This is a genomic window from Myxococcus guangdongensis, from assembly GCF_024198255.1.
In the GTDB taxonomy this organism is placed as follows: Bacteria; Myxococcota; Myxococcia; order Myxococcales; family Myxococcaceae; genus Myxococcus; species Myxococcus guangdongensis.
The window spans coordinates 125,765-148,938 of record NZ_JAJVKW010000019.1; the positions used below are offsets into that span (position 1 = coordinate 125,765).

Below are 23,174 nucleotides of genomic sequence, written 5' to 3' on the forward strand. Positions count from 1 at the left end.
GGGCGCGACCCTAGCAGCGTTCCATGGGGGGTGCTAAGCCATGCGGGAGATGGCGCGCATTCTCCTCGTCGACGACGAAAAGATCGCCCGCACCCTCTACGGCGACTACCTCACGGCCGTGGGCCACACCGTCACGGCGGTGGCCACGTTCCTGGAGGCCCGACAGGCGCTCGCCGCGGACCGGTTCGACGCGGTGGTGACGGACCTCATCCTCCCCGGTGGCGACGGCATGGAGGTCCTCCGGCACGTGCGGGAGCGACATCCGGGCGTGGAGGTCGTCGTCATCACCGGTCTGGACAAGGTGGACCCCGCGGTGCGCGCCATCAAGAGCGGCGCGGCGGAGTACCTGGTCAAGCCTGTCGCCCCGGAGGCCCTCCAGCACGCGGTGCGCCGCGCGCTCACCACGCGTGAGCTGATGCAGGAGAACGCCTCGCTGCGCCGGCATGTCGCGCTGCTCGAGGCCGGACAGCGCCTGGCCACCACGCTGGACCGCGAGAAGCTGGCCGTGGCCACCACCAGCGCGCTGGAGACCATGGCGCACGCCAACGGCGTCGTCCTGTTGGAGCGCGACGCCAACATGGGCCTGCGCGCGCAGGGCACGCGCGGACTCCCCGAGGGGACCGAGGAAGCACTGGTCGCGTGGCTGCGTGAGCAGCTCCTGCACGGCAAGGCGCCCAGCGATTCGGAGATGCTGGACGTCCCCTTCCAGCGCGTGAGCTCCTTCCCCGCCATCGAATCGAACACGGTGCTGGGCCACGCGGTGCTCTTCTACTCGGACGCGCGCGCCACCGACGGCAGCGCCGAGGCCGCCGGCTACCTGGTGCGCAACTGGGCGCTGGCCCTGCGCAACCTGGACCGCTTCGCGGCGGTCGAGGACCTGGCGTACGTCGATGACCTGACGCGCCTGTTCAACACGCGCTACCTGCACCTGGTGCTGGACCGCGAGGTCCAGGCCTCGATCCAGACCGAGCGCCCCTTCAGCCTGCTGTTCCTGGACCTGGACCACTTCAAGTCCATCAACGACAACCACGGCCACCTGGTCGGCTCGAAGCTCCTGGTGGAGACCGCGCGCGTGGTGAAGGGCTGCGTGAGAGACCACGACGTGGTGGCGCGCTATGGCGGCGACGAGTACGTGGTGCTCTTGCGCAACACCGACTCGGGCGGCGCCCTCAAGGTGGCCGAGCGCATCCGGCGCACCATGGAGACGCACCAGTTCCTCGCGCGCGAGGGGCTGTCGCTCAAGCTGTCCACGTGTATCGGTGTCGCGAGCTTCCCGGAGCACGCACGGGACAAGGCCACGCTGCTGGATTTGTCGGACCGGGCGATGTACCGCGGCAAGCGCGGCACCCGGAACGTGGTCTACATGGCGGCGCAGGACCTGGAGGCCCCCCCGGCCGAGCGGCGCCAGGGGAGCAACGGCACCTGAACTTCAGGGCCGCATGTTCCCCACGGTGAGGCGCTTGACGATGCTGGGCTCGGGGGCCTCGGCGCCGCCCTTGCCTTCCTTGCCCACCGCCTCCACGGACTCATGCGGGGCACCGGAGATGATGAGCCTGAACTTCTCCACGGCCTCCTGGGCGTGCTGGGCCTGCTCCGGGTCCAACCGGGCGATGAGCTGCCAGAAGAGGGCGGCGTGCTCGCGCTCCTCGTCCATGACGTGACGGAGGACGGCCTTGGCCTCCTCGTTGTCGGTGGCGTCGATGTGGGCGGCGTAGAGGTTGATGGCGTCCAGCTCCGCCTCGATGTTGAGCCGGATGGAGCGCGCCAGCTCGGAGTCGGTCATCTTCCGGGGCACGAGCGAATGGAACGGGTCGGTCTGCGGCATTGAGGCCCTCCGAGGCCTACCGGCGGCGTCCAGTCCAGGGGAGGCTGGGGCCGCGAGGCGAACGCGCGGAGCATCCGTGTCCCCGGGGAGTCGGTCAACGGAATCCCTCCTGGTGCGTTGCGTGGAGCCGCCCGCCTCCGTCATGCTCTTCACATGGAGATACCCGCGCCGCTCGCCCAACTGCTCCAGGCCCTGGATGCGGGGGACCTGCCAGCCGCGCGCGCGGCCGCGGCGGCCTTCCAGCGCTCGGGACTCCACTCCACCCAGCTCGCCGCCGAGGTGCTGCACGAGCTGCGGCAGCCGCTGCTCGGCGTGAAGGCGTATGCCCAGCTGCTCGCCGAGGACCGTGGCCCCACGGGCCCCTTGCGGCTGCTCATGGCGCAGGTGGAGCGGATGGAGCAGATCGTCTCCGACTACATCCGCCTGGCGAGCGAGCGTCCCGCGCCGCAGCAGCGCCTGTCGCTGGCCGCGCCCATCTGGGCCGCCGCGAGGCTCTTCAGCGTCAACCCGGACTCGGCGCGAATGTCGCTGGAGGTCGAGGCCCCCGAGGACATCTTCGCGCAGGGCAACGCGCGGCTCATCGAGCAGCTCACGCTGAACCTGCTCAACAACGCGCGCGACGCGATGTCGGGGCGCGGGCGGGTGAAGGTGGTGCTCACGCGCGAGGGCTCGGCGCCAGTGCTGTATGTCGCGGACTGGGGTCCGGGCATCCCCGACGATCTCAAGGAGCGCATCTTCGAGCCGTACGTCACCGCCAGCAAGCGAGGCACGGGGCTGGGGCTGTCGGTGTGTCGGCGCATCGCGCAGGAGCACCACGCGCGCATCGACCTGGCGCCGCAGGGCGCGATTCGGGACGTGCCTCCGCCGGCGACGGTGTTCCGGGTGCTCTTCCCCGCGACGGAGGCGGCACCCGGGCGACGCAAGCGACTGTTGGTGGTGGATGACGAGACCATCATCCGCATGGTGTTCCGCGACCTGATGAGCAAGGAGTGCGAGGTCATCGAGGCCGCGAGCGGCGAGGAGGCGCTGGACCTGCTGCGCGAGGCGCCCGTGGACCTCATCGTCACGGACAAGAACCTGCCGGGCCTGTCGGGGCTGGAGCTGGCGCAGCAGGCGCGGCGGTTGTCCGCGACGTCGCGGGTGATTCTGATGACGGGCTATCCGTCGCTCGTGACGACGCAGCAGGCGCTGGAGCTGGGCGTGGTGGACTACCTGCTCAAGCCCTTCGACGACATCCGCGAGGTGCGCAACCTGCTGCGCGCGACGCTCGCGGCGCCGCCGGCACAGCCTGGCGCGGCGACGCAGGTGAAGCGGGTGGACGTGCTCGAGGACAACCCCACCACGGCGGCGCAGATCGCCGAGGCGCTGGAGTTGGTGGGCCTGGAGGCGCGCATCCTCCCGACGTCGGAGCTCATCGCGTTGGAGCAGCCCGCGGGCGTGGTGGTGAGCTGGGACTTCGCGCCGGCGTACGGGCGCAAGGCGCTGGAGCTGGGCAAGGCGCTGGCGCAGGGCGCGCCCTTCGTGGTGCTCGCCGAGCACCTGACGATGGAGACGGCGCTGGAGTCGCTGCGCGCGGGCGCGGCGGCGTGCCTGCCGAAGTTGTTGTCCGACACCACGGCGCTCAGCCGTGAGCTGAGTCGCGCGTTCAAGAAAGGCGTCCCATGAGACTCGCGCTCCTGTCCGTTCTGTTGCTGGGTGTGGCGTGCTCCTCGGACAAGCCCCCGGCGCAGGGCGAACCGGACGCGAGCGGGCCCGTGGACTCGGGCTCGGATGCGGGGAGTGACGCGGGCTCCGACGACGATGGAGGGACGGGCGCAGAGGACGGAGGCTCGACGGGAGACGGAGGCACGGGCACTCCGGACGCGGGCCCCGGTGAGGAGGACGCGGGGAGCTGCGAGCCCCCCGCCTCGGTGCGCGAATCCCTGCTCGTCCCAGGGCTGAACAATCCGCGCAGGCTCGCGGTGGACGCGACCGACATCTACATCTCCGAATCCCACTCGCTGCGCCCCAATCAGACCGAGGGCAACGGGCAGATTCTCCGGGTCCCCAAGTCGGGCGGTGATGCGGTGACGGTGGCCAAGGGCTTCTTCGTCCCCAATGCCATCGCCGTGAACGCGCAGTTCCTGTTCGTATTGGACGAGACGGGACTGTGGCGCGTGGACAAGGCCACGGGAGCGCGCGGCACCGTGCCCATCGAGGCGTCGGTGCCGGATGTCATCTCCAGCGGGACGGACGTTCGCCTCGGACGGTTGGCGGGGCGCGACTACGTCGTGGTGGCGACGGGAGCACGGCGGCTCGTGCGCGTGGACGCGACGGGGAGCGCCTCCTCGGCGCTGGTGCTCTACGAGGGTCCCGCCGGCACCCAGGTCCGAGGTGCGCGTATCGACGGCTCGGACGTGTGGTTCCTCGTGACGGGAAACACGGAGCCCGGGCTCTACCGCGTCCCACTGGACCTGGAGACACCGGCGCAACGGGTGAATGCGAGCATCACGACAGGGACCTCCCTGGAGCTGACGCCCACGCGCTTCCTCATCACCGAAGGAGGCGGCGGCGCGGGCCGTGTCCTCGCGCTGCCGAGAGCCGGTGGCGAGGCCCGCGTGCTCGCGGACGGGCTGCAGGGGCCCCTCTTCCCCGTCGAGTTGCACGGCGCCGTGTACTTCAAGGAGTCCGTGGCGGGTGACGCGGGATTCCTGCGTCGAGTGCGCGGCTGCCCGGCGAACACCACGGACTCCGTGGGCCCCGTGGGCACGGGCCCGGGTGGCCTCATCGTGGATGGAGACACCCTGCTCTTCACCTCGCAGGAGAGCGGCACCGGGGGCGCGGTCGGACGCGTGCCCTGAAGCATCGTCGGACAGGGTCGGCCCTCTCCACACCCGACCTCGGTTTGAAGCACCCGTAGCAAGAGCCGATGCCCTCCGCGCCCAAGGCGCAACGGACCGCATCCCCTGAAGCGCGCCGGCCTCGCGTCGGCGCTTCGTCCGCGTGGGCCCGTGGGCACCCCGACGCACGCGGCCTCCCCTGCCCCGCCCAAAAACAACGGCCCCGGTGCCTCACACGAGGCAACCGGGGCCGAGGTCGGCTCACCCACCACGTCCCCGGGCATCGAGCCCGGGGCGCGGAGCGTGGCTCAGTACTCCATGTCGTCGCCGCCGTAGTCCGGCATGCCGGCGCCAGCGCCGCCGCCCTTGGACTTGCCCTTCGGACGCTCGGCCACCATCGCCTCGGTGGTCAGCAGCAGCGACGCGACGGAGGCCGCGTTCTGCAGCGCGGTGCGCTCGACCTTCGTCGGGTCGATGACGCCGGCCTTCTCCAGGTCCTCGTAGGTGTCCGTGCGGGCGTTGTAGCCGAACGCGCCCTTGCCCTCGCGCACCTTGTTGATGACCACGGCGCCCTCGACGCCCGCGTTGCTGGCGATCTTCCGCAGCGGCTCCTGCAGCGCGCGGCGGATGATCTCCACGCCGAAGTTCTGCTCCCCACCCAGCTTGAGCGCCTCCAGCGCGCCCAGCGTGCGCAGGTACGCCACGCCGCCGCCCGGGACGATGCCCTCCTCGACGGCCGCGCGCGTCGCGTGCAGCGCGTCCTCGACGCGGGCCTTCTTCTCCTTCATCTCCGTCTCGGTCGCCGCGCCGACGTTGATGACGGCCACGCCGCCCACCAGCTTCGCCAGCCGCTCCTGGAGCTTCTCGCGGTCGTAGTCGCTCGTCACCGTGTCCATCTGCCCACGGATGAGCTTGATGCGACCCTCGATCTCCTCCTTCTTGCCGTTGCCATCGACGATGGTGGTGTTGTCCTTGTCCACCGTGATGCGCTTGGCGCGGCCCAGCTCGGCGAGCGTCAGCTTCTCGTACGTGTGGCCCAGGTCCTCGCTCACCACCATGCCGCCCGTCAGCGTGGCGATGTCCTTGAGCATCTCCTTGCGACGGTCACCGAAGCCCGGCGCCTTCACCGCCGCCACGTTCAGCACGCCGCGGATCTTGTTCACCACGAGCGTGGCCAGCGCCTCGCCCTCGATGTCGTCCGCGATGATGAGCAGGGGCTTGCCCGAGCGCGCGACCTGCTCGAGGATGGGAATCATGTCCTGCATCGAGGAGATCTTCTTCTCGCTGATGAGGATGTAGGGGTCGTCGACCACGACCTCCATGCGCTCGCGGTTCGTCACGAAGTACGGCGACACGTAGCCGCGGTCGAACTGCATGCCCTCCACGACGTCGAGCGTCGTCTCGAGGCCCTTGGCCTCCTCGACGGTGATGACGCCCTCCTTGCCCACCTTCTCCATCGCGTCCGCGATGATGGTGCCGATGGTCTCATCCCCGTTCGCGGAGATGGTGCCCACCTGCGCGATCTCCTTCTTGTCGGAGGTCGGCTTGGAGATCTTCTTCAGCTCCTCCACCACCACCTCGACGGCCTTGTCGATGCCGCGCTTGAGGTCCATCGGGCTGTGACCGGCGGCCACCAGCTTCAGGCCCTCCTCGTAGATGGCGCGCGCCAGCACCGTCGCCGTCGTCGTGCCGTCACCCGCCTTGTCGGAGGTCTTGGACGCGACCTCCTTCACCATCTGCGCGCCCATGTTCTCGAACTTGTTCTCGAGATCGATCTCCTTGGCGACGGTGACGCCGTCCTTGGTGATGGTGGGCGAGCCGAAGCTCTTCTCGATGACCACGTTGCGGCCCTTGGGACCGAGCGTCACCGCGACCGCATCCGCCAGCGTACGAACGCCGCGCAGGATGGCCTCACGGGCGGACTGGTGGAAGAAAATCTCCTTCGCTGCCATCGCAACCTCCTGAAGTTACTTGGAATTTTCGTGGATACAACGCAGGCCGTTAGCACTCGGCCCTGGCGAGCGCCAACATAAGGGGCGGGGCAACGATGTCAACCGAGAAGGGCGGACGTGTGGCCGAGCGGACGGCCCGCCGCGTCCTTGGGACGGGGGCGGCCGGGACTACTCGGCGAAGCGCACCAGGGTCAGCAACTGACCCATGTCCAGGGGCTTGTTGAGGGTGAGGGCCACGCCCTTGCGCAGGCCCCGCTCGGTGACGTTGCCGTCAGTGCTGGCCGTCATGAGGAGCACCGGGATGGCCTGGAAGCGGGGATCCGCCTTGACCATCTCCGTGAAGGCGATGCCATCCAGGTGGGGCATGATGTAGTCCGTGATGACCATGCCCACCTCGTTGCGCTCCATGATGTCGAGCGCCTGGAGGGCGTCGGACGCCGAGTACACGGTGTACCCATGCATCTCCAGGAAGCGAGAGAGCAAGGTGCACAGCTCGAGATCGTCGTCGACGACAAGGATGTTCACAGGACGGAATGCCGCACCAACAGGGCGCTGAACCGTAACAGCCGCCCCTGTCGTTGACAACGCACAGCGGGCCTTCTTATGAGCCGGGCCATGGAGAAGCGGACCGGGAAGGCATCGGGGTCGGGGGACCCGAGGGTGCGGTTGGAGGCGGTGGCGGACGCCTTCGAGGCGGGCGATTTCGAGGGCGCCCTGGGACAGGTGGAGGGTCTGCTTTCGGACGCGCCGGAGCTGCCGGAGGCCCTGCACTACCGGGCCGCGGCCCTCACGGAGCTGGGGCGCCTGGAGGAAGCCGGCCGCGCCTTCGGCCTGGCGCTGAAGGCCGCCCCCGAGGACCTGGAAATCCTGTTGAGCGCCGCGGACTGTCTGGTGTGCCGCGCGGGGGAGGACCGCGAGGCGGTGGAGGAAGGCCTGGAGTTGTGTGCGCGGGGCAAGCGCCTGGCGCAGCGAGAGCAGGACGTGGAGATGCTCTACGAGTTCCTGCTCCTGGAGGGCATGGGGCTCAACCAGATGGGCGAGTGCGAGCAGGCCCTGGTGAGCCTGGACGCGGCGCTCGGGCACATGCCGCGCTCGGTGGACGCGAGGCTGGAGCGGGGCATCGCCCTGTTCGAGCTGTGCCGCTTCGACGACGCGCGCGGCGCCTTCGACGCGGTGCTCAAGGACATGCCGGACGAGCCCTGGGCGCACCACTACCTGGGGCTGATGGCGGAGCGGCGCGGGGACGAGAAGGAGGCGAAGAAGCGCTTCGCGCGGGCGCAGGCGCTGGTGCCCGAGGAGTTCCCTCCCCCGGTGGCGCTGGGCGAGGCGGAGTTCGACCGCGCGGTGGAGGACGCGGTGAAGGCGCTGCCCCAGCACGCCAAGCAGTACCTGGACAACGTCACCATCGCGGTGGAGGACATCCCGTCGGACGAGGACCTGTTGGGGCAGGATCCGCCCCTGTCACCGAGCATCCTCGGCGTGTTCCGCGGGACGCCCGTGGGCGAGCGCAGCGTGACGAACGCGTACGACCACCTCACCGCGTCCATCGTGCTCTACCAGAAGAACCTGGAGCGCTTCGCGAAGACGCGCGAGGAGCTCATCGAGCAGATTGGAATCACGGTGATGCACGAGGTCGGTCACCTCATGGGGTTGGACGAGGACGACCTGTGGCAACGGGGGCTGGACTGACGGGGGCCGTGCGCGGCGCTTTCATGGCGGCGAGCGTCTGGCGGATGCCCTCGGCGTAGGGCGTCTTGGGGACGTCCCCGAGCAGGTGGCGCAGCTCCGAGTCGTCCATGAGCACGGGATTCGTGAGCAGGTAGTGCATCTCCACCAGCTCGCGCATGAACGGGTCGAACAGGCCGATGAAGCGCACCATCCCCTTCCCCATCGTGGAGAGCTTCGTGGGACGGCCGAGCTGTCGGTACGTCTCTTCCATCATCTGTCGCTGGGAGGTGGCGCCGGCGCCGGCGAGGTTCCAGGAGCGGCCGTAGGCGCGGGGCTCGTCCATGAGCTTGAGGACGATGGGGCCCACGTCGGGGACGAAGATGAACTCGTGGGGTGGGTCGATGGGGCCGATGAGCTGCGAGCGCTTGCCGGCGAGCGCGGCGACGAAGGCGCGGTGGAGGAAGCTGCGCTCGACGTGGGGGCCGTAGAAGTCGGGCAGGCGGAGGATGGTGCCCTGGATGCGGCCGGCGGCGTGCTCGGCGAGGAGGAGGTCCTCCTGTTCCTTGCGCATGCGGCCCTTGAAGGAGTTGGGCTCGCGCGGGTGGTCATCGCGCACGGGCGTGGTGCGAGGCAGACCGTAGGGATAGACGGTGCCGATGAGGACCACGTGCTTGACGCCCTCGGCGATGGCGCCGTCGAGCGTCTTTCGCATGAGCTGCGGATGCAGGTGGAACTGCCAGTAATTGACGCCCACCATGTAGATGAGCGTGTCCACGCCCCGAGCCGCTTCGCGGACGGAGACCGGGTCATCCGGGTTCCACGTCACGACTTCGGCGAGCGGGTCCGCGCCGAACTCGGACTCGAGTGAGCCCCTGGAGCGGCCGACCACCCGGTAGGGTCGTCCCTCGGCCTTCAAGGCGCTGGCCACGCTCTGGCCGATGACTCCGGACGCTCCGAACAACGCCACCTTGCCTGCCATGTCGGACTCCTTTGTGCGAACAGCGGAGACTTTATGAACACCGTTCACTGAACGCCGTTCATTTAGTGGTGGTCGTTCGGAAGGTCAAGTCCTAGGGTGGTGGGTATGGGGATTCCAGAGCGGAAGGAGCGCCAGCGGGCGGAGTTGCGGGAGCACATCCTGCGGGTGGCGCGGGAGATGGTGGTGAAGGAGGGGTTCGGGGCGCTGTCGATGCGCAAGCTGGCGGACGCGGTGGAGTACGCGCCGGCGACGCTGTACCTGCACTTCGAGAACCGGGAGGCGATCGCCCGGGAGCTGTGCATCCGGGGGTTCGAGGAGTTCCTGGCGAAGCTGGAGCCCGCGGCGGTGGAGCCCGAGCCGCTGGCGAGGTTGAAGGTGATGTCCGCGGCCTATGTGGCGTTCGGCCTGGAGCATCCGGAGACCTACCGGCTCATCTTCATGGAAGACCCCAAGCTGTCGGCGGAGCTGTTCCAGGGCACGCAGGATGGAGCGGGGCCGCGCTCGTTCGGACTGTTGGCGAGTGTGTTCGTGGATCTGCAGACCGCTGGGAGGCTGGCGCCGGAGGCCCAGCCCGCGAGGCTCGCGGAGATGCTGTGGGCCGGGCTGCACGGGATTGTGAGCCTCAAGCTGACGTGCGCCGCGTTCAAGGACACGACGGCGGAGATGCTGCGGGATACGTTGTTGGAGACGCTGGTGCACGGGCTGCCGGGGTTGAATCCAGTGCGGGGCTCACGGGCGCGTTGACGGGTGCGGGGGTGGCCGGCACTAATCGGAGGCGGTAGGGCCTCCGGACCTGGTGGCCGGCTTGATCTTCAAAATCAATGGGAGGCGCTGAAAGGCGTCTTCGGCGAGTTCGATTCCCGTGCCCTACCGATAGGAACTTCAGACGTCACCACGCAGGGCGACGGCAAGAGACTCCTCAAGACTTGCACGCAAAGCCAAAGGCATTGCATCGAAGTGAGCGTCTACGACCTCGAACGGTTCAAGGAGCGCTCATCCAGACGCCAGGTGAGGCGCTTCAAAATCTCCCGGCCCTGGAACTAACATGTGGCCATGGCGACCCTCATCCCCGCGCTGAGCCAGTGCCTCCCTCGGATGCAGTCCGGCGAGAAGCGCGTCGCCCGACGACTCGAAGAGAAGCTCGAGGATGACTACCTCCTCTGGTACGACGTCGCCATTGGACAGACGGGGCACCACCCCGACTTCATCGTCCTGAACCCCCGCCGAGGCATCCTCGTCCTCGAGGTGAAGGATTGGAAGCGCGACACAATCCATCGCATCGACAAGAACCGTGTCACCCTCATCACCGGTGACGGCCCGAAGGAAGTCGCCAACCCCTTCGAGCAGGCGCGGCTCTACGCTCAGGACATCGTGAGCCTGCTTCAAAAGGATGCCTCCCTCGCTCTACCCGAGGGCCCTCACCGAGGCCGGCTGGCCGTCCCTTGGAGCTACGGCGTCGTCTTCTCCAATCTGACCCGGGCACAGTTCGACGAAGCACAACTCCATGAAGTGATTCCAGCACAGCGGGTCCTCTGCAAGGACGAGATCACCGAAAGCGTCGACCCCGAGGCCTTTCAGCAGCGGCTCTGGGGGATGTTCCCGTGGGTCCCCTCACGCCCGCTGACGCTCCCACAGATAGACCGCATTCGATGGCACATCTTCCCGGAGCTCCGCATCGGAGGAGCGCAGCTCGGTCTCTTCGAGGAGCCGGACGCCGCAGCGGCGCTGCCCGACCTCATCCGCATCATGGACCTCCAGCAGGAGCAACTCGCTCGCAGTCTGGGTGAGGGGCACCGCGTCATCCATGGCGTCGCGGGCTCCGGCAAGACGATGATCCTGGGCTACCGCTGCTTGCAGCTCGCGAAGGTCCTGCGACGGCCCATCCTCGTGCTGTGTTACAACCGCGCCCTGACCGACTGGTTGGAAGCCTATCTCGCCGCGCGAGGCATCTCACGCCAGCAGGTGAACGTCAGCACCTTCCACGCCTGGTGCCGCGAACAGCTCAAGACGTTCCACGTGGGACTGCCACGCGAGGGAACCTCCGACTACTTCGAGCAGCTCATCCAGCGCGTCATCCTCGCTGCCGACCGGGGCCTCATCCCTCGTGGACAGTACGGAGCAGTGCTGATTGACGAAGGGCACGACTTCCAGCCCGAGTGGCTCAAGCTCGTGGCCCAGATGGTCGCCCCGGAGACCAACTCGCTCCTCGTGCTCTACGACGATGCCCAGTCCATCTACCGGCGCGGGCGATTCAGCTTCCGCAGCGTCGGCATCCATGCCCAGGGAAGGACCACCATCCTTCGCCTGAACTACCGGAACACCTCCGAAATCCTCCAGTTCGCATATCACTACGCCAAGGACGTGCTGACGCCGGAGGATGCGGATGAAGACGGGGTTCCACTCCTCCTGCCGCAGAGCGCGGGCCGACATGGGCCACCACCGCAAGTCATTGCATTGCCCAACTTGAGCGTCGAGCTGCGCTACATCTCAGGGCACCTGCAGCAGCTCCGCTCGGAAGGCCTTCGCTGGAGTGACATGGCGGTGCTCTACCGCACCGTCGATGTGGGAGCCGCGGCCATCCACCAACTGCGGCAGTCGGGCATCCCATCCCAGTGGGTGGGTACTCGCGCACCTCAATCCCCGCTGAGGCCCACGGAAGACAGCGTCAAGGTCATCACCTTCCATTCCAGCAAGGGCTTGGAATTCCCAGTCATCGCGATCCCCGGGGTCGGGCGGCCCTCTCGGCGTCCGACCGACGCAAAAGAGGAGGCCCGCCTCCTTTATGTCGCCATGACGCGAGCCGTGGACCGACTGGTGCTCACGGGGACCCCCGATGCACTGCGCGTCACCCTGCCCTCCCACCGGCTCTCTCCGTAAAAGCCCCCAAGCGCGACAGGGCCGCACTCGGCAGCCGCCTTTCGTGGCCAGGGTGTGAGCACGGTCGCCGAGCAGATGTCGACACACGGATGTGACACAAAGCGCTGCGTCCCAAACGTGTCACAAAAAAACATCACAATCAGGTGACGGCCAGGGCTTGCCCTACCCAGCGAGGGGTAAGGCATACGCAGTGTGGCCGGAGCACCTCTCGCGTGGCTCCCGGTGACTCCACTGTGTCTGAAAAGTTTCATTAGACACCGCTGGGGCGTGTCAAGGACGTGGGTATTCCCTACGGGCTTGAAACATTCGGGAGACCCACGAGATGCGAACGTCCCCACGCCTATTATTGGCCGCGCTTGCCGCGTTGATGCTGTCCCACGTTGGATGCTCGTCCGATGATGACTCGGGATGCGAGGATCCCAAGACCTGCCTCGCTCCTTCTTGTGGAAACGGAGTGAAGGAAACAGGAGAAGCCTGTGATGACGGCAATCGCATCAACGGTGATGGCTGTGAGTCCGACTGCACCCTGACGCCCGGTGCTCCCGTTTGTGGCAACGGTGTCCGCGAGGGGACCGAGGCCTGCGACGACGGCAACACGGTCTCCGGCGACGGCTGCGAAGCCGACTGCACCCCGACGCCGACGAAGGCCGACTGCGGCAACGGCAAGCTCGAGGGCGCCGAGGTCTGTGATGACGGCAACACGACCTCCGGTGACGGCTGCGAGGCCGACTGCACGCTGACCCAGACCCGCTGTGCGGCGGCGGACGCACCTCCGCTGGCGGACGGCGCGACGTGCGCGGTGACGAAGGCCGGCAACGGCGCGCGCCTGTTCACGGGCGTGGTCCTCAAGGACGGCGAGACGCTGGTCGGTGGCCAGGTCCTGGTGAACACCAGCGGTGTCATCACCTGCGCCCAGTGTGACTGCTCCGCCGCCGAGGGCGCCGCGGACGCCACCCAGATCTCCTGCCCCTCGGGTGTCATCTCCCCGGGCCTCATCAACCCGCACGAGCACCTCACCTACCCCGACAAGCCGCACGCGGGCACCGAGGAGCGCTACGAGCACCGCAATGAGTGGCGCACGGGCGCCAACCGCCACACGCGGATCTCCAACGGCGGCTCGAAGAGCAGCGCGGACGTGGTGGGCTACGCGGAGCTGCGCCATGTCATGGCGGGCACGACGTCCATCGCCGGCGCCGGTGGCGCCTCGGGCTTCCTGCGCAACCTGGACCAGAACCCCGTCGCTCGCCAGGAGGGCCTCGACGAGGGCGTCGCCGACTCGGACACCTTCCCCCTGGGCGACAGCAACGGCCGCATCGTGACCACGGGCTGCACGGACTACTCGACGCGCCCCACCGCCGCGGGCCTGTCGAAGCTGGCCGCCTACCTGCCGCACGTCGCGGAGGGCATCAGCGCCGGTGCCCACAACGAGTTCACCTGCCTCTCCACGGGCGCCAATGACGTGATGCTGGGACGCACCGCGCTCATCCACGGCATCGGCCTGACGGCGCGGGAGATCGAGCTGATGGCCTCGCGCGGCACGGGCCTCATCTGGTCCCCGCGCTCCAACATCGCGCTGTACGGCGACACCGCCATGGTGACGACGCACAAGCGCCTGGGCGTGAGCATCTCCCTGGGCACCGACTGGCTGCAGTCGGGCTCCATGAACATCCTGCGCGAGCTGAAGTGCGCGGACTCGCTCAACACCCACCAGTTCGCGCGCGCGTTCAGCGACGAGCAGCTGTGGCGCATGGTCACCTCCAACGCCTCCGAGGCGGTGGACGTCTACGAGAAGGTGGGCCGCATCGCGCCGGGCAAGATGGGCGACCTGGCCATCTTCCAGCTCAAGGACTTCAAGGCCTCGCCGCACCGCGCGGTCGTCGCCGCCGAGCCCACGAACGTGGTGCTGACGATGCGTGGAGGCAAGGCGCTCTACGGCGACCAGGCGCTGGTGGCGGCCCTGAAGGGCGCCGCGGAGACGTGTGACGCGGTGGACGTGTGCGGCACGGCCAAGTCGGCCTGTGTCCAGTCCGAGGCGGGCAAGAACCTGGCGGCGCTGCAAGCGGCCAACCCCACCGCCTACCCGCTGTTCGCCTGCGGTGTCCCGGAGGCGGAGCCCTCCTGCACGCCCCAGCGCATCTCCAACAACACCGCGTGGCCGGCGTCCGTGAACAACTCCACCGTCTACTCCGGCGTGAGCGAGGCGGGCGATATCGACGGTGACGGCGTGCAAGACGCGGCGGACAACTGCCGGGACGTTTTCAACCCGATCCGCCCGATGGACAATGGCAAGCAGCTCGACTCGGACGGTGACGGGGTGGGCGACGCGTGCGACCCGTGCCCCCTGTCGGCGGACAACAGCGTGTGCACGACCTACACGGTCGGCGACGATGACCACGACGGGCTGCCCACGTGGCTGGACAACTGCCCGTTCGTGGCCAACCCGGACCAGACGGACACGGATGGCGACGGAAAGGGTGACGCGTGCGACGCGTGCCCCATCGCGAACCCCGGCGCCACCGCGTGCCCGGTGACCATCCATGACCTGAAGACGCCGGTGAACGGCGCCCTGCCCTTCGCGGGTGAGCTGGTGTCCCTGACGGATGTCATCGTCACGGGCGTGGTGAAGGGCACCGCGAGCTCCAGCGGCTACTGGGTGCAGGTGCATCCGGTGCCGTCTGGCAAGAGCGTCGAGTACTCGGGCCTGTTCGTCTACGGCCCCAAGGGCGACCTCGCCGTGGGCGACCGCCTGGACATCAGCAAGGGCGCGCTGACCATCTTCAACGGCCTGCCCGAGCTGATCGACGTGACGTACAGCCGCCGCAGCACCGGCAACACGCCTCCCGCACCGGTCGTCGTGAGCGCGGCGGACGTGCGCACGGGCGGTCCTCGCGCGGTGGCGCTCGAAGGCGTGCTCCTCGAGCTGCGCGAAGTGACGGTCACCGAGGGCGTGAACAGCTTCAAGGAGTTCCGCGTGAACGAGAGCGGCAACGCCTCCCAGCCCTCGCTCATGGTGGACGACCAGGCGTTCGACTACGCGGACCCGGCGGTGGGCACCCCCTACTTCTCCCTGCGCGGCCTGCTGACCTTCAACTTCAACGACCACAAGCTCGTCCCCCGTGGGGCGGGTGACATGCTCGGCACGCCGCCGACGCTGACCGCCTTCGGGCCCGGTGGGTTCGTGCGTGCCGGCGAGTCGGGCGCGCAGAGCGCCTTCCCGCAGGTGCTCACGGTGACGCTGTCCACCACCTACTCGGTGCCCGTCGAAGTCGCGGTGACGTCGAGCAACCCGGCCGCCCTGGTGGTGCCGGGTGGGAAGGTCTCGATTCCCGCGGGACAGACCTCGGCGGAGGTGAAGCTGGAGCCGCTCGCCCAGGCGCAGAATGTCACGCTCACCGCCACCCTCGGCACGGTCTCGCTCCAGTCGTCCCTCCGGGTGCTGGGCGCGACGGAGCAGGCGCAGGTGACGTCCCTGTCTCCCGCGACGGTGAGCCTGGTGCCCGGCGGCACGGTGACGCTCACGGTGGCGCTGGACCGTCCGGCCCCAGCCAACGCGACCATCGCGCTGAGCGTGGACCCGATGACGGGCTTCGGCGTGCTCGACCCGGCGAACGGTGTCCTGACGGTGGCGAAGAACGCGACCCAGGCGACGTTCACCTTCACGGCCGACGAGGCCGCGGAGGTCGCCTCGGGCACGGTGACGGCGCAGGTCGGGGCCAGCAGCGCCAGCACGGCGGTGACGCTGGACCAGGCCGCGCCGCGACTCGTGTCGCTGCTGCCCTCCACGCCCGTGGTGGTGCGGTTCGGAGAGACGCAGGAGTACCGCGTCGTGCTGTCCTCCGCGCCGGCCCAGGACCTCGAGGTGGCGCTCGTGGCGACGCCGGCCGCGGGGGTCACCCACTTCGGCACGGTGCCCGCCTCCGTGACGGTGCGCGCGGGTACGACGGATGCCACGTTCCTCTTCACCGCGGATGCGCGGGGTGAGGGAGCGGGCACGGTGTCCGCGTCGCTGCAGGGAATCACGCGGACCTCGGACATCACGGTGACGCCGCCGGCCGCGGCGCTCCAGGCGCTGACGCCTTCGACGGCGACCGTGTTCTTCAACGCGACGCAGGCGTTCACGGTGACGCTGGACCGGGCCGCGCCAGTTGGGGGCGCTCTGGTGGAGGTGGCGCTGACGCCGGCCACGGGCCTGGGCTCGCTGTCCTCCGCGACGGTGGCCATCGCCGCGGGCCAGACGAGCGGTCAGGTGGTGTTCACCGCGGGCCAGACGGCCGGTGACGTCCGGCTGACGGCGACGTACGGCGGCCAGTCGCTGTCGGCGGTGGTGACGGTGGCCAATCGCCCGGCCATCAACCACCTGGTCATCAACGAGGTGGACTACGACCAGATCGGCACGGACACGAAGGAGTTCGTCGAAATCTACAACCCGACGGGGGGACCTGTTTCCCTGGCGAACACGTTCCTGGTGTTCGTCAACGGCGCGGTGAATCCTCCGGCGAGCTACCAGAAGATCGACCTCGCGGAGGTCGGTACGCTGGGCGCGGGTGAGTACCTGGTGGTGGGCTCGGCCGCGGTCGTCGGTCCCCTGGCGGGTCGTCCCGGGGTGAAGACCCTCCAGCGAGGGACCTCGGACTTCATCCAGAACGGCGGCAACGCGGCGAATCCCTCCGCGGACGCCGTGGCGCTCTACGACGGGGTCCAGGATGCGCTCATCGACTCGCTCTCCTACGAGGGTGCCATCATGCAGGCCACCATGGCGGGTTCCTCGAAGCGGTTCGACATGCAGGAGGGCACCACGAGCACGGCGGCCTTGGCGGACAGCAACACGATCGAAGGCTCGCTGTGCCGCGACGCGAACAGCACGGACACCGACGACAACGGGGTGGACTTCAAGTTCACCACCACCGTGACGCCGGGCGCGGCCAACATCATCACCGCCGCTCCCGCACCGTGATGCACGTCCGATAACCGGACAACGAAAGCCTGGGCCGCGCTGGAGACTTCAGCGCGCGCCCGGGCTTTCACCGTTCATCGACTCTCAAGAGCGAGACCCGGTAGCCCATCCGCATCAACCGGTCATGGGCATAGGTCAAGTTGAGCTGGCTGAAGAACGGCAGGGAGTGGGGCCAGTTCGACTTGCGCTTGGTGATGATGGCGAACACCACCTCATATTTCGAGGGGTCAGGCCTCGTGTCCGGGATGAGCGCCCCCAGCGCGGGCCGCCCCTTCACGATCTGATTCCGGGTGTGACTCCGGTACTCCGGGTCCATCCAGAACGAGTCGGCGGAGACAACACCCTGCGCGAAGAGGTGGCTCAGCGTCGCGGAGCGCGTCTTCCTCTTCACGTGGACGAACTGGCAATCCTTCGTGAACAGGTCGCACACTTCGATTCGGGTCTTGCTCCCATCCACGAAGACGTTTCGCCGGTCCATCAGCGCATAGTTCTTCGAGGTCTTCGCCACCTGGCTGTTGTAGTCGTCCTCGTGCTGCTCGCTCCCCGCCGAAGGGAGCACGAGCTTCGAAGCGGGAATCCGCCCCAACTTCGCCTTCACTCCATCCGCGAACTTCTTGTCGACCTGGAACCAGTCTCCTCCGGAGAGGACGTAGACCTTCCCCTCCAGCTCCGTCTCGAAGACGAGGGTGTCGAACACGCTCCATTTCGAGAGCGGGACCTCCGAGCGCGTATCGTGGAGCCGCACCACGTCCCGCTTGAGCTTCTCGAACGAGAGTTCGTCCTCGTCCACCGTGCGGAGATACTCCTCCATCTGCAACTCATGGCGCGGCGCCGGCTCAGCCTCCGTGGAGAAGGAGAACCCCCACGATTCGTGCCAATCGATGATGTCGGGAGGGGCCAGATGCAGGTCGTCGTAGTTCTTGGAGCGGATCGTCTCGAGCAGCGTCGTGGAGAGACTCGCGATCACTGACGGGTCGCGCACGGCCCTCAGCTGGTCGAACCAGGGGAAATGCTCCCGGTACGCGATGCTCTGGTAGGCCGTCAGCAGCGCCTCGCACTTCGCCCCCAGGTCTTCGACCTCCAGCTTGGCGCTCAGCGACAAGGAGTCCGAGCCCGCGATCAACTTCGCGAACTCCTCGTCGATGGGCTTCCCCGCGATGACCCGAGGGATGTCCTGATGCAGGTTCAGCGCGAACGCCGTCATCGGTGAGTTCCGACTCAGCTGCTTCCGCGTCTGTGTCGTCAGGCTCTCGACGCTCCTCACATCGACGCTCCGGAGCTGCTTCGGATCCACCGAGTTCAGCACCACCTTGATGCCGAAGTCCCGCTCGAAGCAGTCGACCTTCAGCAGGTTCCTGCCGTGCCCCTGAGTGAAGACCAACCACCGCTTCTGGACACGAACGAAGAGGACCGCACAGATGTTGTCGTTCTTCGGCTCCGGAAGGCGCCCCTCCAGCATCTGCGCCACGAAGCCCATCCAGGCAGCGGACCTGGCCCGTTTGGACTGCACGTAGAACTCACCTGTGAAACCCAGACCGCGCTTCACCTCCATCTGAGTCACGGAGGCAGGATCCTTGATGCAGTCCTTGGGACTTTTGAACTCGCTCTTGATCAACAAAGCGGTCAGATGTCTGACGCGCTTTCGCGACGGAGCCTTCTTCGTGGCCATTCACTCCCCCAATCGAATGTCGTGTTTCGATCGGGAGGATGAGTCCCAGGGGCTGAGATGTCTCTACCACCCCAGGGGTACGCACGGTGGCGCTAACCAGCGCGACGAAACACACCGTCCAACGCGCGGAAGCGCTCCAACGTGCTCGAGGGAATCTCATCGAGCGCGGCCACGAGCGGCAGCGTGAACCGGTGGAAGCTCGCGTCATAAAGCGGCTGCCCCACGAACCGCGCGCCCATCTTCCTGGCGAACAGCGACGGCGCCCGGGGCATCCTCAATCCCGCCAACAAGCCTTGCCCTGCCCGCTCGCGCTCCGTTGGAGTGTAGAACGGGCTCCTGGGGATCGCAGGCGACTCATGAGGCACCGTCGACCTCACCCGCCAACGCGGGCTCACCCAGCCCCGGTGCTCCGCCACACACGCAATCCACCGCGCGTCCTCGTGTGAGTCCGTGTCCATGTTGGCCGCTGCAACCCAGTGCGTCACACCGCGCCGCCGGCTCTCCGCGTAGATGCCCGCCTGCAGATGCGCCACCGCCTCCGTGTGCCTCCACTGCTCGAGCACGCAGAAGCGCGCCGTCTCCGCGATGACCCGCCCGGGCCCCACCAGGCTCGACAGGTCCAGCTTCTGCTCCATCTCCACCCCGAGTCGCCCTCCCGTCGCCAGCGCAACCTCCGGATTCGTCAACAACATCCGCAGCGTCGCCACCGGCGTCCGGTCCGCGTAGACCACCAGGTGCACCGTCGTCTCGAGCGTGTCGAAGCAGCTCAGCTCGCGCCGCGTCGGTGACGGCTTGCCGCCCAGCAACCGCAGCTCCCCTCCGAAAACAGCCCAGCGGATCCGCAGCGCGTCATCCAACTCGCGCTGGGTGGTGGCGACTCGGCAGTGCATGGACGTCATGGGTCCCTCCCTGAATCAGGCCGGCGACATACCGACCTCGTCCCCTTTTTCGGCGCCGCTTCCCTGACTGCGCCCACCACCCCATGTCTCGTCCACCGCGAGCCATACCACCCGGGAGGTACAGACATTGCTTCGCTCCGCGACCAACCTTCCGCGGACGTGAACGAGACACGGGCCGTCGAACTCAGGGAGCCGGTAACGAAAGGACACACAGTTCGATGTCAACCCGAGAGCGGGCACGTGTTCCCGGCGAGGAGTGGGGATGAGTCTTCCAACACCAACGGAGGAGCAGGAGCTTCACCAGCGCGTCCTGAAGGGTGAGTCATTGGCACCCAAGGACGTCTTCACGGTCTTCGTTGACCCAATCACTGCACGTTTGTGCAGAGACCCGAGACAGTCCAAGGAACAGGCGTGGGACGCGGTCATCGATGTCATCTACGCCTACCTCGCGCATCCTGAACGGTACATCCCCGAAAGGAGTCGCCTGTCCACCTACCTGAGCGAGGCGGCCAAGAAGAAGCTCTTCGATGGCTACCGCTCCCGGGAAGCCCGCACTCGCCGGGAACGGGAATTCGGGACGGTTTTCGAACTTTGCGCGAGGGCACCGAAAGAAAGCCTGGAGGTCACCGTGGAAGCCAGGCTCGCCGTGAGACGAATCGACCATGCCAGATTGCCGGAGCGAGACCGGGTCTTCATCGGGCTGGTCCTCCAGGGAGAGGGCTCCACGCACGTCCTCGCCCGGGCAATGGGGCTGCCTCCCATGCCAGACAAGGACCGCAAGCGCGAGGTGAAGCGGAATCGAGACCGCCTCGTGAAGTGGTTGAGGCGCTTCGGAAAGGAGGACCGAGATGACGAATCCTGAATGGCTCGACCGAGCAGCTCGACGGGGCCGGAGCGAGCCCTGGTCAATGGCCTACACATTCGAGCAGTACCAGCGCATTGAGGGCATCAGCGAGGACACGCTGGCGGAGGAGTTTCAGTGCACCCGGGAGACACTCCACTGGATGTCTCTGTGCCGCCGCCCTGAGGGCAACAGCTTCAGCGAACAGTGCACCGCCATCGCCCAGAAGTTCGGCGTGGACCGCCTGACCCTCATGAAGGTGATTCGCCAAGTCGACGCCATCAATGCCTTCTCCAAGGGCACACGAGACGAGTCGACGCCCCCCATCCGGATGGCGGCCCGAGACTGTCATCCTGACGAAGAAACGGACCCGTGATGGAAAGCTGGCTGCAAGAAGCAGTGGAGGCTTGTGCACTGAAAGACTGCCATGCATCCGTCCATGATCTGCTCGATTGCTTCTGCGGCCAGTTCTCCGTTGTGCCGGTCGCCATTCCAAAGGTCACCCAGCAGGCAGCCCAAGACTGGTTGTCCTTCAGAAGACCGGGCCAGTGGTTCACGACGGAACCCCATAGCCACCATGGCCTCATGGCATGGTGGCGCGGGCACGGCATCCTCTTCTACAATAAACAGACGAAGGCGCCGGAGCAGCGCTTCACCGTCGTCCACGAGGTCGCGCACTTCGTCCTGGAGGAATGGGTTCCTCGCAGGCGGGCCCTGAGCGTCTTCGGCCCGGAGATACTCCCGGTCCTCGATGGCGAACGAGCCCCCTCTCCCGAAGAGGCCCTGACCCTGTTCTTCGAACAGGTCCCGCTCAATCTGAGCATGGACCTCATGGCCCGCGACGAATCGGGTGGCTATGCCAGCCGGGACATCGTGTTGGCCGAGCACCGCGCGGACCGGGTCGCCCTCGAACTCCTGGCACCCGTGGAGCAAGTCCTGCCACTCGTGAAACAGCTCTCACGGGAGGCCGCCATCAACAGCTTGCGGTTCCAGTTCCACCTGCCCATGGAGAAGGCCACCGAATACGTCGATGGGCTTCGGCGGCGACTGCGTGTCTCCAGTTTTTCCATCGCGGAGTTCCTGGGAGTGGAGGAGGGGTAATCCATGTCGAGTGACTTGCCGCCCGAGGCGGATGAACTGAAGGAAGAGCTGTTTGGTGATGCGGACTACCGTTCGGCGTTCGGGGAGGACCTCGCCTCGACGTTGGACCTCGACCGGTGGTCCACGGGGCTCGACCTCGACAAGATCATGGAGCGGTTCCGTCGGGAGATCGCCAGCGCGGTCCACAAGGAAGGAGAGCTGCGCGCCATCGTGCGCAGCGAGGTCTTCCCCCGGCTGGCCTCGCGCGGTGACGCCTTCCCGGACGCCGGTGTCTACAAGGTCACCCCCGAAGACCTGTCCCTCATCCACGAGCGCCTGCTGTTCCGCAGCAAGGTCGACGCGGTGACCGGAACCCACGTCTCGCATGACAGCCTGCCCATCGGCATCTCGCAGATTGGTGTCGGTATCGTCAGCTACCAGGGCACCTCGGGCGCCTTCACCAAGCGACTGTTCCGCAAGGAGATGGCGTCCCAGAACACCGGCAACCCCCTCCAGGAGGCGATGGACTTCATCGACATGCGCCAGAATCGCTATCAGGGGAAGCAGGACACCCTGTCGCGCATGGCCCGCCGTGGCATCCAGGCCTATGCCGAGCGGGCCGCCCTCGTCGAGAAGGCCACCGCGGAGTGGCGCATGGGCTCCGGCAATCCGTGCGCCCACGAGCTGCTCTCAGGCTCGGGCTACATGACGCTCCTGGACCGCTCGCTCACCGTGCTCGAGCGGCTCATCCACGAGCACAAGAAGTTCGTCTACGTCTCGGACTCACTCACCGACCGCGGCTTCCTCACGATGGGGCTCGCGCTGGACGCGGGCGAGTATGCCCTCCTGGAGACGCTCCAACGCGAGGGCAAGCAGATCGTCCGCAATTGGGAGTACGGCGGACGGAGCAAGCACCGCGCCTGGAAGTTCGTGCGTGAGTCGAGCCCCTGCGTCGTCAAGGGCATCTTCCGCGTGTCGGACACCTCGGCGCCGCGCTTGTTCTACGCCCACAAGGACCACGCCCACGAGGCCGCATGGGTGGCCATGGCCGACAGCATCCTGCGCCCCGAGCGTGGCTTCCCGATGCTGCTCGATGTCGCAGCGGTGACGTGCCGCGGTGTCTTCGGGGTCGACGGATTCCTGGGACTCGTCGAGGACGCCTACAGCCAGGCCGGAGCCAATCTGCAGTTCATGACCGAGCGCGGGATGCGCCGTTAAGGGGGGACCACGGATGTCCAATGATGGCAAGGAACCGAGGCCGCAGGGTGCAGGTGACGTCAATGGGAAGGCACCTTCCCTCCAGATAGTGAATGGCGCGCGCACCGTGCCTCCACGTCACGGCACGCCACCGCCGCACGGCGCGTCGAGGGCCGCTCCGCCCAACGGGCAGCGTGAGCCCACTTCAAATGGCGCAGCCAACCGCCCCGCGACTCCGAATGGTTCGACCCACCGCCCCACCTCTCCGCCGGTGTCCATCGGACGAGCGCCGTCATCCACACAGGCGCCTGACCGCGCCGCGCCACCTGGAGCGCCACCGGCCACGAGAGCTCCATCGACATCCCCGTCGTTGACCTCTGCTTCGGGAGCCACCCCTTCCGGCCCGGGCGGCGC

The 23,174-nt window shown here is 67.5% G+C and carries 17 protein-coding genes and 1 tRNA gene; 12 read left to right on the forward strand and 6 right to left on the reverse strand.

Annotation, left to right across the window (positions count from 1 at the left end; genetic code table 11):
* Positions 1 to 49 precede the first annotated feature (49 nt).
* Positions 50 to 1,426 (forward strand): GGDEF domain-containing response regulator, encoded by a 1,377-nt coding sequence (locus LXT21_RS39475; RefSeq protein ID WP_254043408.1) that lies wholly within the window; start codon positions 50 to 52, stop codon positions 1,424 to 1,426.
* Between the two features lie 3 nt (positions 1,427 to 1,429).
* On the opposite strand, the gene LXT21_RS39480 is transcribed toward LXT21_RS39475, so the two are convergent.
* Positions 1,430 to 1,825 carry a demethoxyubiquinone hydroxylase family protein gene (locus tag LXT21_RS39480; protein WP_254043409.1) on the reverse strand — a complete coding sequence of 132 codons (396 nt, stop codon included), beginning with the start codon at positions 1,823 to 1,825 and terminating at the stop codon, positions 1,430 to 1,432.
* Between the two features lie 153 nt (positions 1,826 to 1,978).
* Between LXT21_RS39480 and sinK the strand changes: the two genes are divergently transcribed.
* On the forward strand, positions 1,979 to 3,490 hold the full coding sequence (gene sinK / locus LXT21_RS39485) for a hybrid histidine protein kinase/response regulator SinK (protein WP_254043410.1): 1,512 nt from the start codon (positions 1,979 to 1,981) through the stop codon (positions 3,488 to 3,490).
* Positions 3,487 to 4,665 (forward strand): signal integration modulator SinM, encoded by a 1,179-nt coding sequence (sinM, locus tag LXT21_RS39490; protein WP_254043411.1) that lies wholly within the window; start codon positions 3,487 to 3,489, stop codon positions 4,663 to 4,665. Before sinK ends, sinM begins: the two co-directional genes overlap by 4 nt.
* Positions 4,666 to 4,952: 287 nt before the next feature.
* Here the strand turns inward: sinM and groL are convergent, their stop codons facing one another.
* Positions 4,953 to 6,596: a chaperonin GroEL gene (gene groL / locus LXT21_RS39495; protein WP_254043412.1), complete on the reverse strand. Its 1,644-nt coding sequence runs from the start codon at positions 6,594 to 6,596 to the stop codon at positions 4,953 to 4,955.
* A 168-nt stretch (positions 6,597 to 6,764) separates the two neighbouring features.
* Positions 6,765 to 7,121 (reverse strand): response regulator, encoded by a 357-nt coding sequence (locus LXT21_RS39500; protein ID WP_254043413.1) that lies wholly within the window; start codon positions 7,119 to 7,121, stop codon positions 6,765 to 6,767.
* Between the two features lie 90 nt (positions 7,122 to 7,211).
* On the opposite strand from LXT21_RS39500, the gene LXT21_RS39505 reads away from it, so the two are divergent.
* The gene (locus LXT21_RS39505; RefSeq protein WP_254043414.1) at positions 7,212 to 8,285 is read left to right on the forward strand and encodes a metallopeptidase family protein; all 1,074 of its coding nucleotides are present in this window, start codon (positions 7,212 to 7,214) and stop codon (positions 8,283 to 8,285) included.
* On the opposite strand, the gene LXT21_RS39510 is transcribed toward LXT21_RS39505, so the two are convergent.
* Positions 8,239 to 9,243: an NAD-dependent epimerase/dehydratase family protein gene (locus tag LXT21_RS39510; protein WP_254043415.1), complete on the reverse strand. Its 1,005-nt coding sequence runs from the start codon at positions 9,241 to 9,243 to the stop codon at positions 8,239 to 8,241. The two genes, LXT21_RS39505 and LXT21_RS39510, sit on opposite strands and share 47 nt — an antisense overlap.
* 105 nt (positions 9,244 to 9,348) lie before the next feature.
* On the opposite strand from LXT21_RS39510, the gene LXT21_RS39515 reads away from it, so the two are divergent.
* The 4 genes from LXT21_RS39515 to LXT21_RS39530 all read left to right on the forward strand — a co-directional run bounded on the left by LXT21_RS39515 (position 9,349) and on the right by LXT21_RS39530 (position 17,074).
* Positions 9,349 to 9,987: a TetR/AcrR family transcriptional regulator gene (locus LXT21_RS39515; protein WP_254043416.1), complete on the forward strand. Its 639-nt coding sequence runs from the start codon at positions 9,349 to 9,351 to the stop codon at positions 9,985 to 9,987.
* Positions 9,988 to 10,020: 33 nt separating this feature from the next.
* Positions 10,021 to 10,117: transfer RNA gene (locus LXT21_RS39520), tRNA-Sec, on the forward strand.
* 179 nt (positions 10,118 to 10,296) lie between these two features.
* Entirely contained in the window at positions 10,297 to 12,120 is a 1,824-nt protein-coding gene (locus LXT21_RS39525; protein WP_254043417.1) for a DEAD/DEAH box helicase, read from the forward strand.
* A gap of 322 nt (positions 12,121 to 12,442) precedes the next feature.
* A complete protein-coding gene (locus LXT21_RS39530; RefSeq protein ID WP_456094095.1) occupies positions 12,443 to 17,074 on the forward strand; it encodes an amidohydrolase family protein in 4,632 nt (1,543 codons plus the stop codon).
* Positions 17,075 to 17,141: 67 nt separating this feature from the next.
* Here the strand turns inward: LXT21_RS39530 and LXT21_RS39535 are convergent, their stop codons facing one another.
* Both LXT21_RS39535 and LXT21_RS39540 read right to left on the reverse strand, forming a co-directional pair.
* The gene (locus tag LXT21_RS39535) at positions 17,142 to 18,743 is read right to left on the reverse strand and encodes a DUF6119 family protein (RefSeq protein WP_254043419.1); all 1,602 of its coding nucleotides are present in this window, start codon (positions 18,741 to 18,743) and stop codon (positions 17,142 to 17,144) included.
* 92 nt (positions 18,744 to 18,835) lie between these two features.
* Positions 18,836 to 19,642 carry a GNAT family N-acyltransferase gene (locus LXT21_RS39540; protein ID WP_254043420.1) on the reverse strand — a complete coding sequence of 269 codons (807 nt, stop codon included), beginning with the start codon at positions 19,640 to 19,642 and terminating at the stop codon, positions 18,836 to 18,838.
* A 262-nt stretch (positions 19,643 to 19,904) separates the two neighbouring features.
* Between LXT21_RS39540 and LXT21_RS39545 the strand changes: the two genes are divergently transcribed.
* From LXT21_RS39545 to LXT21_RS39560, 4 genes are read left to right on the forward strand one after another with little or no spacing between them, the layout of a single operon-like run.
* On the forward strand, positions 19,905 to 20,504 hold the full coding sequence (locus LXT21_RS39545) for an RNA polymerase sigma factor (protein WP_254043421.1): 600 nt from the start codon (positions 19,905 to 19,907) through the stop codon (positions 20,502 to 20,504).
* On the forward strand, positions 20,491 to 20,859 hold the full coding sequence (locus tag LXT21_RS39550; RefSeq protein WP_254043422.1) for a hypothetical protein: 369 nt from the start codon (positions 20,491 to 20,493) through the stop codon (positions 20,857 to 20,859). The genes LXT21_RS39545 and LXT21_RS39550 overlap by 14 nt, the downstream gene beginning before the upstream one ends.
* Positions 20,859 to 21,584 (forward strand): ImmA/IrrE family metallo-endopeptidase, encoded by a 726-nt coding sequence (locus tag LXT21_RS39555; RefSeq protein ID WP_254043450.1) that lies wholly within the window; start codon positions 20,859 to 20,861, stop codon positions 21,582 to 21,584. The genes LXT21_RS39550 and LXT21_RS39555 overlap by 1 nt, the downstream gene beginning before the upstream one ends.
* A gap of 3 nt (positions 21,585 to 21,587) precedes the next feature.
* A complete protein-coding gene (locus LXT21_RS39560) occupies positions 21,588 to 22,781 on the forward strand; it encodes a hypothetical protein (RefSeq protein ID WP_254043423.1) in 1,194 nt (397 codons plus the stop codon).
* Positions 22,782 to 23,174 lie beyond the last annotated feature (393 nt).

What these genes read in the sequence shown, in the direction of transcription:
- LXT21_RS39475 (WP_254043408.1), top strand. Translation starts at nt 50, where the DNA reads ATGGCGCGCATTCTCCTCGTCGACGACGAAAAGATCGCCCGCACCCTC.
- LXT21_RS39555 (WP_254043450.1), top strand. Translation starts at nt 20,859, where the DNA reads ATGGAAAGCTGGCTGCAAGAAGCAGTGGAGGCTTGTGCACTGAAAGAC.
- LXT21_RS39510 (WP_254043415.1), bottom strand. Translation starts at nt 9,243, where the DNA reads ATGGCAGGCAAGGTGGCGTTGTTCGGAGCGTCCGGAGTCATCGGCCAG.
- LXT21_RS39545 (WP_254043421.1), top strand. Translation starts at nt 19,905, where the DNA reads ATGAGTCTTCCAACACCAACGGAGGAGCAGGAGCTTCACCAGCGCGTC.
- LXT21_RS39550 (WP_254043422.1), top strand. Translation starts at nt 20,491, where the DNA reads ATGACGAATCCTGAATGGCTCGACCGAGCAGCTCGACGGGGCCGGAGC.
- LXT21_RS39530 (WP_456094095.1), top strand. Translation starts at nt 12,443, where the DNA reads ATGCGAACGTCCCCACGCCTATTATTGGCCGCGCTTGCCGCGTTGATG.
- LXT21_RS39515 (WP_254043416.1), top strand. Translation starts at nt 9,349, where the DNA reads ATGGGGATTCCAGAGCGGAAGGAGCGCCAGCGGGCGGAGTTGCGGGAG.
- groL (WP_254043412.1), bottom strand. Translation starts at nt 6,596, where the DNA reads ATGGCAGCGAAGGAGATTTTCTTCCACCAGTCCGCCCGTGAGGCCATC.
- LXT21_RS39505 (WP_254043414.1), top strand. Translation starts at nt 7,212, where the DNA reads ATGGAGAAGCGGACCGGGAAGGCATCGGGGTCGGGGGACCCGAGGGTG.
- LXT21_RS39540 (WP_254043420.1), bottom strand. Translation starts at nt 19,642, where the DNA reads ATGACGTCCATGCACTGCCGAGTCGCCACCACCCAGCGCGAGTTGGAT.
- LXT21_RS39535 (WP_254043419.1), bottom strand. Translation starts at nt 18,743, where the DNA reads ATGGCCACGAAGAAGGCTCCGTCGCGAAAGCGCGTCAGACATCTGACC.
- LXT21_RS39480 (WP_254043409.1), bottom strand. Translation starts at nt 1,825, where the DNA reads ATGCCGCAGACCGACCCGTTCCATTCGCTCGTGCCCCGGAAGATGACC.
- LXT21_RS39560 (WP_254043423.1), top strand. Translation starts at nt 21,588, where the DNA reads ATGTCGAGTGACTTGCCGCCCGAGGCGGATGAACTGAAGGAAGAGCTG.
- sinM (WP_254043411.1), top strand. Translation starts at nt 3,487, where the DNA reads ATGAGACTCGCGCTCCTGTCCGTTCTGTTGCTGGGTGTGGCGTGCTCC.
- LXT21_RS39525 (WP_254043417.1), top strand. Translation starts at nt 10,297, where the DNA reads ATGGCGACCCTCATCCCCGCGCTGAGCCAGTGCCTCCCTCGGATGCAG.
- sinK (WP_254043410.1), top strand. Translation starts at nt 1,979, where the DNA reads ATGGAGATACCCGCGCCGCTCGCCCAACTGCTCCAGGCCCTGGATGCG.